The sequence below is a fragment of the Micromonospora sp. WMMD956 genome, from assembly GCF_029626125.1.
Classification (GTDB): Bacteria; Actinomycetota; Actinomycetes; order Mycobacteriales; family Micromonosporaceae; genus Micromonospora; species Micromonospora carbonacea.
In genome coordinates this window covers 2,155,862-2,170,265 of the sequence record NZ_JARUBI010000005.1, presented here as the reverse complement: position 1 = coordinate 2,170,265, position 14,404 = coordinate 2,155,862, and the positions used below count along the sequence as shown (strand labels likewise).

General features: G+C 75.0%; 15 protein-coding genes. 9 read left to right on the top strand and 6 right to left on the bottom strand.

The annotated features are described in order from the left end of the window. Positions 1-6: 6 nt before the first annotated feature. Genes O7628_RS10030 through O7628_RS10010 form a run of 5 tightly spaced genes read right to left on the bottom strand, consistent with a single transcriptional unit; the run spans position 7 to position 6,719 of the window. Positions 7-564 carry a hypothetical protein gene (locus O7628_RS10030; RefSeq protein WP_278129838.1) on the bottom strand — a complete coding sequence of 186 codons (558 nt, stop codon included), beginning with the start codon at positions 562-564 and terminating at the stop codon, positions 7-9. Then, positions 561-2,513, bottom strand: a complete 1,953-nt coding sequence (locus O7628_RS10025; RefSeq protein ID WP_278129836.1) for an MFS transporter — start codon at positions 2,511-2,513, stop codon at positions 561-563. The genes O7628_RS10030 and O7628_RS10025 overlap by 4 nt, the downstream gene beginning before the upstream one ends. 1 nt (position 2,514) lies before the next feature. After that, positions 2,515-5,982 (bottom strand): ATP-binding protein, encoded by a 3,468-nt coding sequence (locus O7628_RS10020; protein ID WP_278129834.1) that lies wholly within the window; start codon positions 5,980-5,982, stop codon positions 2,515-2,517. A 49-nt stretch (positions 5,983-6,031) separates the two neighbouring features. Further along, positions 6,032-6,394 carry a hypothetical protein gene (locus O7628_RS10015; protein ID WP_043965000.1) on the bottom strand — a complete coding sequence of 121 codons (363 nt, stop codon included), beginning with the start codon at positions 6,392-6,394 and terminating at the stop codon, positions 6,032-6,034. Positions 6,395-6,404: 10 nt separating this feature from the next. After that, entirely contained in the window at positions 6,405-6,719 is a 315-nt protein-coding gene (locus tag O7628_RS10010; protein WP_077938023.1) for a hypothetical protein, read from the bottom strand. Between the two features lie 352 nt (positions 6,720-7,071). On the opposite strand from O7628_RS10010, the gene folP reads away from it, so the two are divergent. The 7 genes from folP to O7628_RS09975 all read left to right on the top strand — a co-directional run bounded on the left by folP (position 7,072) and on the right by O7628_RS09975 (position 11,756). Next, positions 7,072-7,992 (top strand): dihydropteroate synthase, encoded by a 921-nt coding sequence (gene folP, locus O7628_RS10005; protein ID WP_278129831.1) that lies wholly within the window; start codon positions 7,072-7,074, stop codon positions 7,990-7,992. Further along, a complete protein-coding gene (folB, locus tag O7628_RS10000) occupies positions 7,989-8,387 on the top strand; it encodes a dihydroneopterin aldolase (RefSeq protein ID WP_278129830.1) in 399 nt (132 codons plus the stop codon). Before folP ends, folB begins: the two co-directional genes overlap by 4 nt. Next, a complete protein-coding gene (gene folK / locus O7628_RS09995; protein WP_178066642.1) occupies positions 8,384-8,911 on the top strand; it encodes a 2-amino-4-hydroxy-6-hydroxymethyldihydropteridine diphosphokinase in 528 nt (175 codons plus the stop codon). The genes folB and folK overlap by 4 nt, the downstream gene beginning before the upstream one ends. Before the next feature lie 19 nt (positions 8,912-8,930). Continuing rightward, positions 8,931-9,467, top strand: a complete 537-nt coding sequence (locus O7628_RS09990; protein ID WP_278129828.1) for a DUF3180 domain-containing protein — start codon at positions 8,931-8,933, stop codon at positions 9,465-9,467. A gap of 119 nt (positions 9,468-9,586) precedes the next feature. Beyond that, positions 9,587-10,804: an ABC transporter permease gene (locus O7628_RS09985; RefSeq protein ID WP_278129826.1), complete on the top strand. Its 1,218-nt coding sequence runs from the start codon at positions 9,587-9,589 to the stop codon at positions 10,802-10,804. A gap of 60 nt (positions 10,805-10,864) precedes the next feature. Beyond that, positions 10,865-11,173: a hypothetical protein gene (locus O7628_RS09980; protein ID WP_074472273.1), complete on the top strand. Its 309-nt coding sequence runs from the start codon at positions 10,865-10,867 to the stop codon at positions 11,171-11,173. A 64-nt stretch (positions 11,174-11,237) separates the two neighbouring features. Next, positions 11,238-11,756, top strand: a complete 519-nt coding sequence (locus O7628_RS09975; RefSeq protein ID WP_278136270.1) for a hypothetical protein — start codon at positions 11,238-11,240, stop codon at positions 11,754-11,756. A gap of 17 nt (positions 11,757-11,773) precedes the next feature. On the opposite strand, the gene O7628_RS09970 is transcribed toward O7628_RS09975, so the two are convergent. Further along, positions 11,774-12,721: an ATP-binding cassette domain-containing protein gene (locus O7628_RS09970; RefSeq protein ID WP_278136269.1), complete on the bottom strand. Its 948-nt coding sequence runs from the start codon at positions 12,719-12,721 to the stop codon at positions 11,774-11,776. 101 nt (positions 12,722-12,822) lie between these two features. Between O7628_RS09970 and O7628_RS09965 the strand changes: the two genes are divergently transcribed. Together O7628_RS09965 and O7628_RS09960 are read left to right on the top strand one after the other, a co-directional pair. Further along, positions 12,823-13,509, top strand: a complete 687-nt coding sequence (locus tag O7628_RS09965) for an ABC transporter permease (RefSeq protein ID WP_074472276.1) — start codon at positions 12,823-12,825, stop codon at positions 13,507-13,509. A gap of 82 nt (positions 13,510-13,591) precedes the next feature. Continuing rightward, a complete protein-coding gene (locus tag O7628_RS09960; protein ID WP_077938030.1) occupies positions 13,592-14,317 on the top strand; it encodes an ABC transporter permease subunit in 726 nt (241 codons plus the stop codon). Positions 14,318-14,404: the final 87 nt, after the last annotated feature.

The window sequence follows — 14,404 nt, the reverse complement described above, 5'->3', positions numbered from 1 at the left end:
GCTCGCTCATGCTCGCTCCCAGTCCACGGCGTCGACCAGCCACTGCCCGTCGGGGGCCACCAGTTCCAGGCGCAGCCGCCCGGTGTCGAGCGGCACCACCACCTCGACGAAGCGTTCCGTCCGGGGGCGGAGGCTCGCTTCGCCGGTCGTCCGCTCCGCCGGAACACCCGCCGGGTCGGCACCCGCGAGTTGCTCGGTGAGCTCCGGGGTGGAGAGCGGACGCAGCGCCTCGTGCCAATCGTCCGCGTTGCTGCCGCGGCCACCGAGCCACGCGGCGACGAATCGGTCCGCGATCTGCTCGGGGGTCGGTGCGCCGGGGCGGGTCACCGGCGTCGGGGGCGCGGTGCCGCCGAGTAGGCCGTCGTCGCCAGAGGTCGGGTCGACGGTGGTGATCGGCTGGCTGGGTCGGTTGCTCAGCCCCGCCGCCGGATCCCCCGGACCGGACGCCAGCCGGGCGGCGCCGATCACACCGAAGACGAGAACCCCGATGGCCAGCGCGATGCCCAGGCGGGACCGCAGCACCCGAGCGAAGAGAAACTCCACCGCGCGTCGCATGGCCCTCACCGCGCTTCGGTGCGGATCCGCGGTGCGGAAGGTCGGGGCGTGGCCGGCTCGGTGGTCCCCGGCCGGTAGATGACGAAGGACGGGTTCTCCGCCGGCACGTCCGGCTCGGTCCAGGTCGAGGGCTGGCGGCGTCGTGGCCGGGGCGCGGGAGGCCGTGCGGGGCTGCGCTGCTCCGGCACGGTGACCTCGTCAGGGCGTTCCCGTCCGTCGGGCCGCTGCCGCTCGGCGGGGTTCGCGGTGCCGACGGTAGAGTGGCTCGGGTCCTCGTGCCGGGCCTCGGGCCGGAGAGTCGTCCGCTCGGCCGTCGCGCCGCGCTTGCGGGCCAGGGCCGGCTCGTTCGTGCCACCGGGCTCGGCGACGTCGAGCCTGGCAGCGGTGCGCATGTCCCGGAAGAACCGCCGGTGCCACGATCCGGCCGAGCTGACGGCCTCGCTGCTGTCCTTGCCGCCGAGCTGGGTGATGCGCCGGTACGGCCGTAGCAGCAGCCAGCCGACCACCCCGCAGAGCCAGACGAGCACCACCTGGAGCCAGCCCGGCAGGGTCGCCGTGCTCATGATCAGATCCACGGCGAAGAGGTAGATGGCGGCCCCGGTGCCGAAGAGGGCGATGTTGAACACGGCGGCGACGACGGCGTTGGCCAGCCGGCGCAGCCCGGCGCTCGCCGGGCGCATCAGCCCTATCGTGCCCAGGATCGGCGCCGCGATCACCGCCCACCGGAAGATGAGGAAGCCCAGCAGCACCAGCAGCGACGCGGTGAGGTCGAACATCGCGAAGAGCAGCGCGGCGAGCACGGCGATGAAGCCCGAGCCAACCCGGTCCATGTCCCGGAGGCCCTGGAGGTACTCGTACGCCTCCCGGTCCTCGTTCTTGATCTGCTCTGCGACCCGGGCCCACTGCTGCTGCTTGGCGGAGATGGTCGTGTCCCGGGTCGCCGGATTGGCCCGGATTTTTTCCGTCTCCTCCCAGGACAGCGACTTGGCGTCGTAGAGCGCCGGCCCGTACTTCTTGGCGGTCTCGCTGTCGGCCGACCCGAGCACCCCGCGCAGCCAGTTGCGGTAGAGCATGGACTCGGTCGCGGTATCACTGGCCCGCACGGCAGGAGGCCGCTTGTCGATGCAGGCATCCGGGTTGGGCAAGGCGCACTTTTCAGGTGGGGTGTCCCGGGTCGCCGGCCCGACGGCGTCGTGGACCACGCCGAGGGTGGTGACGAGCGTGCCGTCGGCGATGTTCGCGGACTTCACGGGCCACGCGGCGAGGGCGGTCACCGCCACCATCACCAGCAGGGCCCAGCCGGCGGTGGTCATGGCGTTGCTCATGTCGGACTGGCGGGAACGCCAGAGCAGGTAGAGCCCCACCACGCAGAGCGTGATGATGCCGAAGACGCTGAACACCTTCTGGTAGACGGCCTTGGTGGCCTGCTCCACCAGGGGGTCGGCCCAGGCCCACATCGACCGGGGATCCCAGGCCCGCTCCCGCAGCGCGTTCGAGCCGCCGATGATCGCGGTGGCGATCATGAATTCGCCGTTCGCCACCGTGGTGGTGAACTTGTAGTCCGGATGGATCACCGCGGAGGCGCAACCGCCGGGCAGGTCGTAGGTCGGAAAGCTGTATCCGGCGTATCCGTAGTCGCTGTAGAGACCCTTGGGCCCGGGCAGCTTGGCGGAGTCGGGGCGGGAAGCGAACCAGCCGGCGAGGCCGGAGTCGGGTGCGGAGGGGACCGGGGCGTTGCGGCATTCGACCTGGTCCTTGCTGACCGCGCCCAGCTTGTCGACGCAGGCGCGGAAGTCGGCCTGCCATTCCTGGGTGCTGCACAGGTCCGCCTTCGCCTGCGCGGTCGGCAGGGCGGCGTACGCGGCGTCGCCGCCCACGACCGGCCAGGAGACCGTGGCGCCGGCGAGTACGCCGAGCGCGAGCAGGAACGCCGCTATTCGGGCCCGGACCCTCGCCATGTCACGCCTCCAGGTCAGCGATGGTCGGCAGTTGGCCCGCTGCCGCGGCGACCGCGGCGGGGGTGGTGTCCAGGTGGTCCAGCAGCCCGTCGACGTACGACACGTCCACCCGGACCTTCTGCACCCGCCCGTCGACGTCGCGCATGACGAACTCGCGGAAGCCGAGCCGGGTGGCGGAGGTGGCGTCCGCTGTGGACAGCGAGGCCAGTGTCGCCTCGTACCCGTCGTTGACGGGGACGCGGAGCAGCCGCAGTGCCTCGGAGGCGATCTCGGTGTCCTCGGCGATGCGGCCGACGAACACGGTGGAGACGAGGTTCTGCACGTCGAGCCCGAGGATGTCCTTCGGGTTCTGCGAGGCGACCAGCGCGGCGAGGTTCCATTTGCGGGAGTCGCGGGCGAGGCGCACGAGGAACGACCGGCCGGAGCGCCAGCCCTCCATGAAGTGCGCCTCGTCCAGCCCGACCAGCTTCCTGGAGGACATCGAGCCGCCGTAGCAGCGGCGCACCGCGAGCCGGTGGGCGGTGTGCAGCATGGGCAGCGCGAGCGCCTCCTCGGCCGACCAGTACTCGCGTTCGATCTTGAGGTCGGGCAGGCGCAGCCCGGCCATGGTGATCACGGTCAGCGCCGCGTCGGCGCCGAGCAGCCCCTCCGGCGGGCGGCCGAAGAAGAGCATGGCCAGCGGCATCTCGGCGGTGTCCAGCAGCAGGTTCGCCAGCTCCCGGCCGGCGTCGTCGTCGAGCTGACCGAGGCAGGCGACCACGTCGTCCAGGGTGGACGTCTCCTCGGCCGGCACCTGCCGGACCGCGTGCCGGAACAGGGTCGCGGTGGACGCCTCCCGGGCCACCTGCGGCGGCACCAGCATCATGCAGATGTCCTGCACCAGCATGCGCCGCTCGGCACGGGCGTTGGAGACGGCGATCTCGAACTCCCGGTCGCCGGCCGCGCCGGTGCTGAACTCGCTGCGCAGCGGCGTCGGGATGAGCGCGTACGGCGCCAGCGTCCCCTGCTCGGAGCCGGTCAGGTTGAGCACCCGCGAGTACGGCCGCAGCTCGGGCATGCTGCACAGCCGGGCCAGCGGGCCGGACGGGTCGAGCAGGGTCACCTGCACGCCGCGCCGGGCGGCCAAGTAGCCCAGCGCGCCGAGCAGGGTCGACTTGCCACCGCCGGGCTCGGCGACGAAGACCGCGAGGCCGGAGCGCTCCCGCACCTCCATCGGGAAGTGCAGGTCGAGGAAGACCGGTCGGCGGCAGGTCCCGGCGGTACGCCCGATCAGGTCGCCCCGCCGGTCGCCGACGGTGGACGCGGCCTGCGGCAGCGCGGCGGCGAGCAGGTTGACCGGCATCCGCCGGACGTAGCCGGTGTTGGCGATCGGCTCGCCGGGGATGAACTCGCGGGCCAGCCAGTCCTGGTTCTTCGGGTGCTGCAACGACACGCGCAGTTCCCGGGAGTAGAGCTGGATGAGCCGGCGGGCCCGCTCCAGGCACTCCTCCCGGGTGCGGCCGCCGACGGCGATGCGGTGCCAGCCGTGGGCCCGGGCGGAGTCGACCGGTAGGCCGGTGGTCATCTCGTCGCCGATCACCAGGGCCCGCTTGGCCAGCCGCTCCAGCTCGGGCGGGGCGTCGATGCCGTGCTCGGCGTAGTCGAGCTGTTGGGAGCGGATCATCCGCAGCCGGTGTTCGAGGTTGCGGAAGGAGTCGCCGGAGCCGAGGATGTCGACCCGGGTGGAGATCTCCATCGGCCAGGGCAGGCGCTCGTGGAAGTGCAGCCAGGGCTCGTGCCGCTCGGGGATCTCCAGCGGCTCCATCCGGCCGACGGCGAGCACGGCCACGTGCCGCTCCTCGCCGGTCATCCGGTTGACCAGCTTGACCGTCGACCCGTACGGGGTGCGGTACCGCTCCACCTGCTCGGTGAGGGCGAGCAGGTCGCCGCGTTCCCACCGGCCGTTGGTGACGGGGGAGAGGGCGCCGGGCGGGGCCATGCAGAGCGCGACCGAGCGGTAGAGCAGCCACTCCAGCTCCTGGGCCGTGACCCGCCGGCCACGCATGCCGAATGCGCCCAGCACCTCGTCGAACTGCTCGACGGTGCGGCCGAGCTTGCGGCGTTCGCCCTCGGCGACGCCGCGGCCGAAGGTGCGCAGGAGCCGTTCGGTGAGCGAGTCGCCGAGGGAGCGCCGGGCGAAGGTCACCCCGAGGTACGTCTGCCCCTCGGCGTGGTTGACGGACAGCAGGTGCTGCTGGGCGGCGACGAGGTGGTCGCCCCAGCCGGCGGTGCCCGGCACGTCGGGCAGTGGGGACGTGGTGTGCGCGTCGATGGTGCGCGCCCACTCGTCGGCCGGGAACGGGCGGGTGGTGCGGCGCAGGTGCAGCCGGAAGCCGGCGAGGCCGGCGTACTGCTCCGAGATGGCGGCGAGCAGGGCCTCCCGTTCGGCGTCGGGCCGGAACGCCCAGCGCACCTCGGGCAGCCAGTACCACGCCGTGACGGTGTTGGGGGTGAAGGTCAGGTGGCCGGCGATCTCGGTGATGGCCAGCTCGACCGACGGGTCGCGGTCCCCGAACTTGATCTTCGGGGGCTTGGCGGGCCGGGCGGGCTTGGCCGGCTTCGCGGGCCGGGCGGGCTTCGCGGGCTTGGCGGCCCGCTCCCGCCGCTCGGCCGTCCGTTGCCGGGGCGGCGTCATCTCGCGGCCGGCCGGGGACTGCGCCGGCTCCGGGAGCGCCGGTCGATCCGGCTCCCAGCCCCGGGGCGGGGCCTCGGGGCCGCGCTGCGGGGACGGGACGACGCCCGGCTGCGGGGACGGCGTGCCGCCGCGCTGCGGGGCGTGCGCGGCCTCCCGCCGTGCCGCCGGCTCGGCCGCCCGCTGCGGGGACCGCCCGGGCTCCCGGCGCACGGGCGGCTCGGCGTCCTGCCAGCCGTACGTCTCGTCGTCGGGATCGGCGGGGGGCTCGGCCACGACCGGGGGCGGCGGGTCGGGCGTGGGCGTGGGGCGTGCCGCCGGGATCCGGTCCACGTGCTGCTGGGGGACCCGGGGCCGGCTGTGCGGCGTGGGCGCGACGGTGGTCCGTTCGGCGGGGGCCGGCGCGATCTCGGGCCGCGCGGGCGGGGCCGCCACGGCCGGCGGCTGGTGCGGGATCGGGGGGTGCTCGCGGGGCGTGGGCCGGGGCGGCGCGGGCAGCGCGGGCCGGGACGCCGGGTGGGCGCCGCCGAAGAGGTCGAGGAACGGTGAGTCGATGTCGGCGCTGTCGGCGACCATCGGCGGGCTCGGCTCGGGGCCGGCCGGCGCGGGACGCCCGGGCGTGGGCCGGGGCGCCTGGAAGACGCCGACCCGCCCGTGACCGGGGGTGGTGGCCAGCGCGGGGTCGAGGGCGACCTCGTCCAGATCCTCGTCCGGAGGGTAGTCGAACGAGCGCGCACGGTTACCGTGCGTGGCCGCGTGACGTCCTGCCGGGGAACCCGGCGTGGAAGAGCGACTCATGCCACCGCCTCATCCGCGTGCTGCTTCGGCCCGATCGGCGTACGCCCGGTCATGCCAGTTCCTCCCGGATCCTGATCCGGCTCGCCACCAGGCGCGGGTCGCGCTGCTCGGCGGCCGACTCCCGGGTGCGCCGCCAGTCGGTCAGCGCGGTGCGGATCACCATGCGCGCGGGCCGGTCGGGGTCGACGTACCGGAAGATGAACGAGGTGCTCACGATGGCGAGCGCGATCTCCCAGGCGGGAAAGAGCTCGACCTGCAACGTGAACAGCCAGTGGATGAACATGTAGAGGGGTACGAGCAGCATGAACACGCCGTACTGGGCGTACGGCAGGTGGACGGGCAGGGTGTAGCCGGGTGGCCCGAGGTAGACCAGGCGGGCCCGGTAGATGTCGTCGTCGGTGCGCAGCCGCATCTGCCCGCGCCTATTCGAAGATCAGGTCGATCAGGTAATCACCGACGAAGAAGAGTGTGGCCGCTCCGGCGATGAAGGCCAGCCCGACGATCGCGATGGCGGAGCTGGTCAGGACCTTGGAGATCTCGCCGCGGCTGGCCCGGCCGATGAAGATGACGCCGAGCACGGCCAGCAGGATCGGCGCGATCTTGCTGGCGAAGAACGTGACGACGCCGTTGGTGTCGATGCCCTTGGGTGCCGGCTCGGCGAGTGGAGTCGACGCCAGGGTGTGGAGCGCGTGGGTGACGCCGGACGACGTCGCCTCCATGAGCTCGATGGCGATCACTGGAACCTCCCTGGTGCGGCCGGCGGAGCCGCGGCGGTGCGGTGGTCAAGCTTGGCGGGATGGTGCTCACTCTGCGCAGTGTCGGCGACCCTGCGTTCGTCACCCACCACGCGGAGTAGTGAGCTTTGGGGGGATTTTTCCCGCTTCGGCCCTCCCTCCAGGCTTCGCCGTCTCGCTGCTGGGCAATTCCAAAGGGTACGGGCCGCCCCCCTTTGCGACAAGCCGCGAAGAGTCGGCCCGGAACGACCCGGACGACCGATCGTACACTCGTTCTAATTGCCATGTCAGGGGTGCCGCCGGCGGGGCGCACCGGGCCGCCCGGGCACCCCGCCGCGACCGGTACGGTGCAGTCGTGACCGATCTGGTACGGACGCGGACCCCGGTGGTGATGGGGGTCCTCAACGTCACGCCCGACTCCTTCTCCGACGGCGGTCGATACGCCGATCTCGACGCCGCCGTCGCACACGGGGTGCGGCTCCGGGAGGAGGGCGCGCACCTGGTGGACGTCGGCGGCGAGTCGACCCGCCCGGGGGCGGACCGGGTGGACGCCGCCACCGAGGCCGCCCGGGTGCTGCCGGTGGTCCGGGAGCTCGCCGCCGCCGGCGTCGCGGTCAGCATCGACACCAGCCGGGCCCGGGTGGCCGAGGCCGCCCTCGCGGCCGGGGCGGCGGTGGTCAACGACGTCTCCGGCGGCCTGGCCGACCCGGACATGGCCCGGGTGGTCCGCGACGCCGGCTGCCCCTGGGTGCTCATGCACTGGCGCGGGCACTCGCGCGGGATGAGCGGGCTGGCCCACTACACCGACGTGGTGACCGACGTGCGGGCCGAGCTGGCCGGGCGGGTCGACGCGGCGCTGGCCGCCGGGGTGGCCGCCGACCGCATCGTCATCGACCCCGGCCTCGGCTTCGCCAAGACCGCCGAGCACAACTGGCAGCTCACCGCCCGCCTGCCCGAGCTGCTGGAGCTCGGCCTCCCGCTGCTCTTCGGGGCCAGCCGCAAGTCCTACCTGGGCCGGCTGCTCGCCGCCGCCGACGGCACCCCCCGGCCGACCGCCGGCCGGGAGACCGCCACCGCCGCGACCAGCCTGCTCGCGGTCGCGGCCGGGGCCTGGGGGGTACGCGTGCACGACGTGCTCGGCACCGTCGACGCCCTGGCGGTCTGGCGGGCCAGCGGCAGCCCGCGCCTCGGGCCCGCCCGCGAGGGTGGCCGGCCGGCCGGCCGGGGCGGGCCGGCGGCGGCAGGAGTCGGAAGACCGACGGAGGGAGCACGGTGACCGACCGGATCACGCTGACGGGCCTGCGGGCGCACGGCCGGCACGGCGTCTACGACTTCGAGCGGGAACGGGGGCAGGAGTTCGTCGTCGACGCCGTCCTCGAACTCGACCTCGCGCCCGCCGCCTGCTCCGACGAGGTGACCGACACGGTGCACTACGGGGAGCTGGCCGACCGGCTGGTCGCGGTGCTGACCGGCGAGCCGGTGAACCTGATCGAGACGCTCGCCGACCGGCTGCTCACGATCTGCCTGGCCGACTCCCGCGTGACCCGCGCGACGGTGACCGTGCACAAGCCGGAGGCGCCCGTGCCGCACGCCTTCACCGACGTCGCCGTCACCATGTCCAGGGCGCGGACCGGCCTGCCGCCTGCCGCGCCCGCCGGGGGTGCCGGGTGACCCGCGCCCTGCTCTCCCTCGGCAGCAACCTCGGCGACCGGTTGGCCCACCTGCGCTCGGCGGTGGACTCCCTCGGCGAGGCGGTGCTGCTGGTCTCGGGCGTCTACGAGACCCCGCCGTGGGGCGACGCGGACCAGCCCGCGTACCTCAACGCGGTGGCGCTGGTCGCGGACCCGGCGGCGGCCCCGCCGGACTGGCTGGCGCGGGCCCGGGCCGCCGAGCGGCGCGCCGGCCGCGAGCGCGACCCGGCGCGCCGCTTCGGCCCGCGCACCCTCGACGTCGACGTCGTCGCCGTCTGGGACGACGCCGGCGAGCCGGTGCTCAGCGACGACCCGGAGCTGACCCTCCCGCACCCCCGGGCCCACCTGCGGGCGTTCGTGCTCCGGCCGTGGATCGACATCCAGCCGTACGGGCGGCTGCCCGGGCACGGCTGGCTGACCGACCTGCTCAACGCCGAACCGGTGGCCGGCGACGCCCTGGAACTGAGCCCCCGGCCGGATCTGGCGTTAGAGTCGTCGACATGAGCCAGTGGAGCCGGCCGGCATGACCCAGGCGCAGTCCCGACCGCCGGGCGGGTCGGACCCCGACCGCTCCAGGATGGGCCCCACCCGGATCTCCACCCTGGTCGTCGCCGGCCTGGCCGCCGCGGCGGCGGCCTGGCTGCTGATCAGCACCCTCTACGGCGGATTCCCGCGGCTGCCCTGGCTGCCGGTGGTGACGCTGGCCGCGCTGGCGGTGCTGGAGGCGTACGCGGCGGTCAACACCCGCAGCCGGATCGAGCGGCGGCCGGGGCGCGACCCGGTCGATCCGCTGCTGGTGGCCCGGTTCGTGGTGCTGGCGAAGGCGTCCGCCCTGGCCGGGGCGATCTTCGCCGGCTGGTGCGCCGGGCTGACTGGGTGGCTCTTCGTCGAGCCCACCCGGGCCGCCGCCGAGGACCGCCCGGCGGCCGGTGCCGGCCTGCTCGCGGCGCTCGCCCTGGTGGCCGCCGCGCTGTGGCTGGAGCGGTCCTGCCGGGTGCCGGAGCGGCCCGAGGACGAGCGGGACGCCGACCGGCGGGAGGGCGGCCCGGGTCAGCGCTGACCACGGGGGGTTACGCCCGGAGCGGCGCGCAGGTACCGTGCCTGGCGACCGGAGAGCAACGGCCGCCCCGGTCCGTCCGGGCCGGACCCTGCGGCCGTGACCTGGGGAGGGCACGCGTCATGGGGCACGAGGATCCGGGCCGGCACCTCCCCGCGGAGCCCTCGTCGGGCGTGCCCGCGTCGGTGCTGGAGAACGTCTTCGACGATCCGGCCCACGGCGAGCCGGGCCGCGACCGGGTCGCCGTACACGTCGTCTGGGAACTGCTGCTGGCCGCCGCCCTCGCCGTGCTGACCTGGCTGCTGTGGCGGGCGGATCCGGCCGCGCTGCGCGACGACGGGCTGCGGTCGCTGCTGGTCGACGTGGTGGCGCTGGGACTGCTCGTGCTGGCCGCCGGGCTGACCCTGCGCACCTCCGCCGTGAACCTGGCGGTCGGTCCGGTGGCGGTCGCCGCCGCCCTGCACGCCGCCGAGCAGGGCGACCGGGGAATCGAGGTCGCGGTGGGGCACGCCGTGGCGGTGGCCGCGATCGGCGGGCTGGCCGTGGGGCTCGCCGTGGTGGTGCTGCACGTGCCCGGCTGGGCGGCGAGCCTGGCCGGCGCGGCCGGCGTGGTGGTCTACATCCAACAGCGCTCCGCGCCGGTGCCGGTGCAGGGCGGGTACGACCCCCGGGACACCGCGTTCTACCTCTTCGCCGGCTTCGCCGCCGTGGCCGTCCTCGGCGGACTGTTCGGGGCCGTCCGCCCGGTGCGCCGCCTCGTCGGCCGGTACCGCCCGGTGGCCGACCCGGCCCGTCGCCGGGGCGGCGTCGCGGCGACCATCGTCGTGTCCGCCTTCGTCCTCTCCACCGTGTTCGCCACGCTCGCCGGCATCCTGCTCGCCAGCAACGGCGACGGGCCCGTCGTCCCCACCGAGGGGCTGGGCTGGACGACGCTCGCCGTCGGCATCGCGCTGCTCGGCGGCACGAGCGCGTACGGCCGGCGCGGCGCGATCTTCGGCACGCTGCTCGCCGTCAGCATCGTCGCCGTCCTGCGTGCCTGGCTGGACACCGAGGGCTGGAGCGTGAGCCGGTGGGCGGTCGGCGGGGCGGCCCTCGGCGTCGGCCTGGTGGTGACCCGGCTGGTCGAGACGTTCGGGCGGCCCCGGACGGCGGGTGTGGACCCGGAGCCGATCCCGCGGGGCGACGGCACGATCAGCTCCGGCTGGTCGGTGCCCCGGCCGGCGCCGGTGGGCGACTGGCCCCCGGCCCTGCCCACCCGCACCGACGACACCCCCACCGACCCCTGGGACGCGTCGCGCTGGGACGACCGCCCGTCGCGCTGGGACACCGGCGACCGCTGACCTGCACGAGTCGGGGGCGGCGGCGCGCCGCCGGTGATCTCGCCGGTTAGGCTCGGCGGCATGACCGAGACACCTTCCACAGGCACCGGCGGGCACACGTTCGACGAGTTGGACGCGCTCTCCACGGAGGAGCTGCGGGAGCGGGCGTTCGCGACGGCCCGGGAGCGGCGTGACGTCGGGTTCTTCTGGTCGGTGCTGCGCCACCTGCCGAACGCCGACGAGGCCGCCGCGCTGGACGGCGCGCCGAACTCCGTCGGCCCGACCATCGACGAGGCCGCGGCGCTGTGGCGGGAGCTCACCGGGCACGGGTACGAGGAGTCCGCGCCGCTGCTGCGGGCCAAGTTCATCGACTACCTGATGAAGCACTGACCGGAACGCGGTCACCGTGACTCGCAGGTCTGCCCGCCGGGGCACGTCGGGGCCCGGTCGCATCCTGGCTGCCTTCAACCGCTCGGGCGGCACCGGCCGGTCGGGCTCCCTCGGCCGGTACGGGACGGCGGCCGGCACCGGCACGCTCGCGGTGCTGCTGCTCGTCGCGGTCTGCGGCAGCCCGCTCTACGTCGGCTGGGCGGAGGGCCGCACCGACCCCGGGTCGGCCGGCGGCTGGTTCCTGCGGCTGCTGGCCTGGCCGGCGTGGCGGTTCGGCTCCGGCGACCCGGGGCAGGGGACGCTCGCCGGCGACCTGCGCGCCATCCTGCTGGTGGTGCTGGCGGCCGCCCTGCTCTACCTGCTGCCCGCGTCCCAGGTGGCCCGGGTGCCGGGGTCGGTGAGCCAGTTCTTCTCCGGCTGGGGCGCGTACGTCCTGGCCGCCGGCCTGGCCGGGCTGCTGGGCACGCTGCTCGGGCCCGCCCCGTCGCTGCTCGCCGCGTTGCAGGCCGCCAGCGCCGGGGCCGGGTACGGCTTCCTCGCCGGCTGGATCATCGGCACGGCGAGCCTCGGCGGCCGGGCCTGACCGCCGCCCCGCCTGGCTCAGGCCCCCTCCCGGCCGGCGCCCAGCGCGCGTTCCCGGGTGAGCACGCCGGCCGGCCCGCCGTCGGTGGTCACCAGCACCCGGTCCGCGCCGGAGGTCAGCATCACCGCGAGCGCGTCGTACGCCGAGGTGCCCAGCGCGACCTGCGGCAGCCCGGCGGGGTCGGCGGGGGCCGGCTCCAGCGCCTCCCGGGTGACCGGGGTGACCGCCAGCGCCCGGATGCCCCGGTCCGCGCCGACGAAGTCCCGGACGAACTCGGAGGCGGGCGCGGCGAGCAGGGCCGCCGGGGTGTCGTACTGCTCCAGCCGGCCGCCCTGGGAGAGCACGGCGATCCGGTCGCCGAGCCGGACCGCCTCGTCGAGGTCGTGGGTGACCAGCACGATGGTCTTGCGCACCTCGGCCTGGAGACGCAGGAACTCCTCCTGCAACCGGGTCCGCACGATCGGGTCGACCGCCGAGAACGGCTCGTCCATCAGCAGCACCACCGGGTCGGCGGCGAGCGCGCGGGCCACCCCGACCCGCTGCCGCTGCCCGCCGGAGAGCTCGTGCGGATAGCGCCGGCCGAACCGGCCCGGGTCGAGCCCCACCAGCTCCAGCAGCTCCTCGCTGCGCCGGCGGATCCGGTCGCGGGGCCAGCCGAGCAGCCGGGGGACGGTGCCGACGTTGGCCACGACCGTCTGGTGGGGGAACAGGCCCACGTTCTGGATGACGTACCCGATCCGGCGGCGCAGCGCGACCGGGTCGACCCGGGTCACGTCCTCGTCGCCGAGCAGGATCCGGCCGGCGGTGGGCTCGATCAGCCTGTTGATCATGCGCAGCACCGTCGACTTGCCGCAGCCGGACGGCCCGATCAGCACCACCAGCTCGCCCGCCGGCACCCGCAGGGTCAGCTCGCGGACCGCCTCGGTGCCGTCCGGGTACCGCTTGCCGATGCCCTCCAGGGCGATGGCCGCCGCGGGGGTTCCGGCCGCCGTGGTCGGCGCGGGTGCGTCGCCTTCGGCCGGTTCTGGTCCGGCGGCGCTCCGGGTGTTCGGGGTAACGTCCACGCATGTCCTTCCGCCTGAGCTACCGGGCCGACCCGGGTAACCCGTGGTTCTCCTGGCAGTACGTGCGGGACAACTCTGACACGATCGTCGCCGCGCTGCGCGACCACGCCTCCCTGACCGCCCGGGCCGTGCTGATCGCCGCCCTGGTGGCGCTGCCGCTCGCGGTGGCGGCCCACTGGTTCCGCCCCCTCGCCGGCCCGATCCTCGCGTTCACCGGGGTGCTCTACACGATCCCCTCGCTGGCCCTGTTCGCGTTCCTCGCGCCCTACCTGGGGATCGGGGCGGTGACCGTGCTCAGCGTGGTGGTGCTGTACGCGCTGCTGGTCATCGTCCGCAACGCCGTCGCCGGGCTGAGCCAGGTGCCCCCCGAGGTCCGCGAGGCGGCGGAGGGGATGGGGTACGGCCGGTGGGGCCGGCTGCTGCGGATCGAGCTGCCGCTGGCGCTGCCCGGCATCCTCACCGGCCTGCGGCTGGCCACCGTGTCGACCGTGGCGCTGGTGACCGTCGGGGTGGTGGTCGGCCGGGGCGGGCTGGGCCAGCTCATCTTCGCCGGCTTCCAGAACAACTTCTACAAGGCCGAGATCATGACCGGCACGCTGCTCTGCGTGCTGCTCGCCCTGGTGCTGGACCTGATCCTCGCCGGGCTCGGCCGGGCGGTCACCCCCTGGCTGCGCGGGCGGGCGCGATGAACGCGGGGCGGCGGGGCGGGCGCCCGGGGAGCGCCGGGCGGCCGGGCCCGCGCCCCACCGGCGTCCGAGGAGGGGGAACCCGGTGAGCAACCCGGTCGGCCAGGCGGTGCTCTGGCTCAACGACCCGCTGAACTGGACCAACCCGGGCGGCATCCTCGACCGGCTCGGCGAGCACCTCGGCATGTCGGCCGCGGCCGTGCTGCTCGGCTGCCTGGTGGCCTGGCCGGTCGGGCTGTGGCTCGGGCACACCGGCCGGGGCGGCGGGCTGGTCGTGCTGGTGTCCAACGTCACCCTGGCGATCCCCACCCTGGCCCTGCTGACCATCCTGCCCCTGACCTTCCTCGGGTTCGGCCGCCCCGCCGTGGTGGTCGCGCTGGCCGTCTTCGCGGTGCCGCCGCTGCTGGCCAACGCGTACACGGGGGTGCGGCAGACCGACCCGGAGGCCCGGGACGCGGCGCGCGGGATGGGGCTGTCGGGCGGGCAGGTGCTGCGCCGGGTGGAGCTGCCGCTGGCGGTGCCGTACCTGGCGGCCGGGTTCCGCACGGCGGCGGTGCAGGTGGTGGCGACGGCCGCGCTGGCGTCGTTCGTCAACGGCGGCGGGCTTGGCCAGATCATCCGGGCCGGCTTCGGCCTGGACATCGCCGCCGGCGGCGGGCAGATCATCGCGGGCGGCCTGCTGGTGGCCGGGCTGGCGATGCTGGTCGAGCTGGTGTTGGCCCTGGTCGAGCGGCTGGTCACCCCGCGCCCGCTGCGCCCGGCGCGGCGGCGGGCCAACCGCCGGGCCGCCGACGCCGTCGCCGGGAGCTGACGGTCCGGGTCACGCTCGGATGACGATCCGGTGACGAACCTCGCCTCGGGTTGTCGGTCCCGGCGGGCAGGATGTTGGGTGGAAGAT

Excerpts from the sequence above, each read along its gene's own strand:
- O7628_RS10025 (WP_278129836.1), bottom strand. The coding sequence starts at position 2,513 with ATGGCGAGGGTCCGGGCCCGAATAGCGGCGTTCCTGCTCGCGCTCGGC.
- O7628_RS10020 (WP_278129834.1), bottom strand. The coding sequence starts at position 5,982 with ATGAGTCGCTCTTCCACGCCGGGTTCCCCGGCAGGACGTCACGCGGCC.
- O7628_RS10015 (WP_043965000.1), bottom strand. The coding sequence starts at position 6,394 with ATGCGGCTGCGCACCGACGACGACATCTACCGGGCCCGCCTGGTCTAC.
- O7628_RS09990 (WP_278129828.1), top strand. The coding sequence starts at position 8,931 with ATGACCCAGGCGCAGTCCCGACCGCCGGGCGGGTCGGACCCCGACCGC.
- O7628_RS09985 (WP_278129826.1), top strand. The coding sequence starts at position 9,587 with ATGGGGCACGAGGATCCGGGCCGGCACCTCCCCGCGGAGCCCTCGTCG.
- O7628_RS09980 (WP_074472273.1), top strand. The coding sequence starts at position 10,865 with ATGACCGAGACACCTTCCACAGGCACCGGCGGGCACACGTTCGACGAG.
- O7628_RS09965 (WP_074472276.1), top strand. The coding sequence starts at position 12,823 with ATGTCCTTCCGCCTGAGCTACCGGGCCGACCCGGGTAACCCGTGGTTC.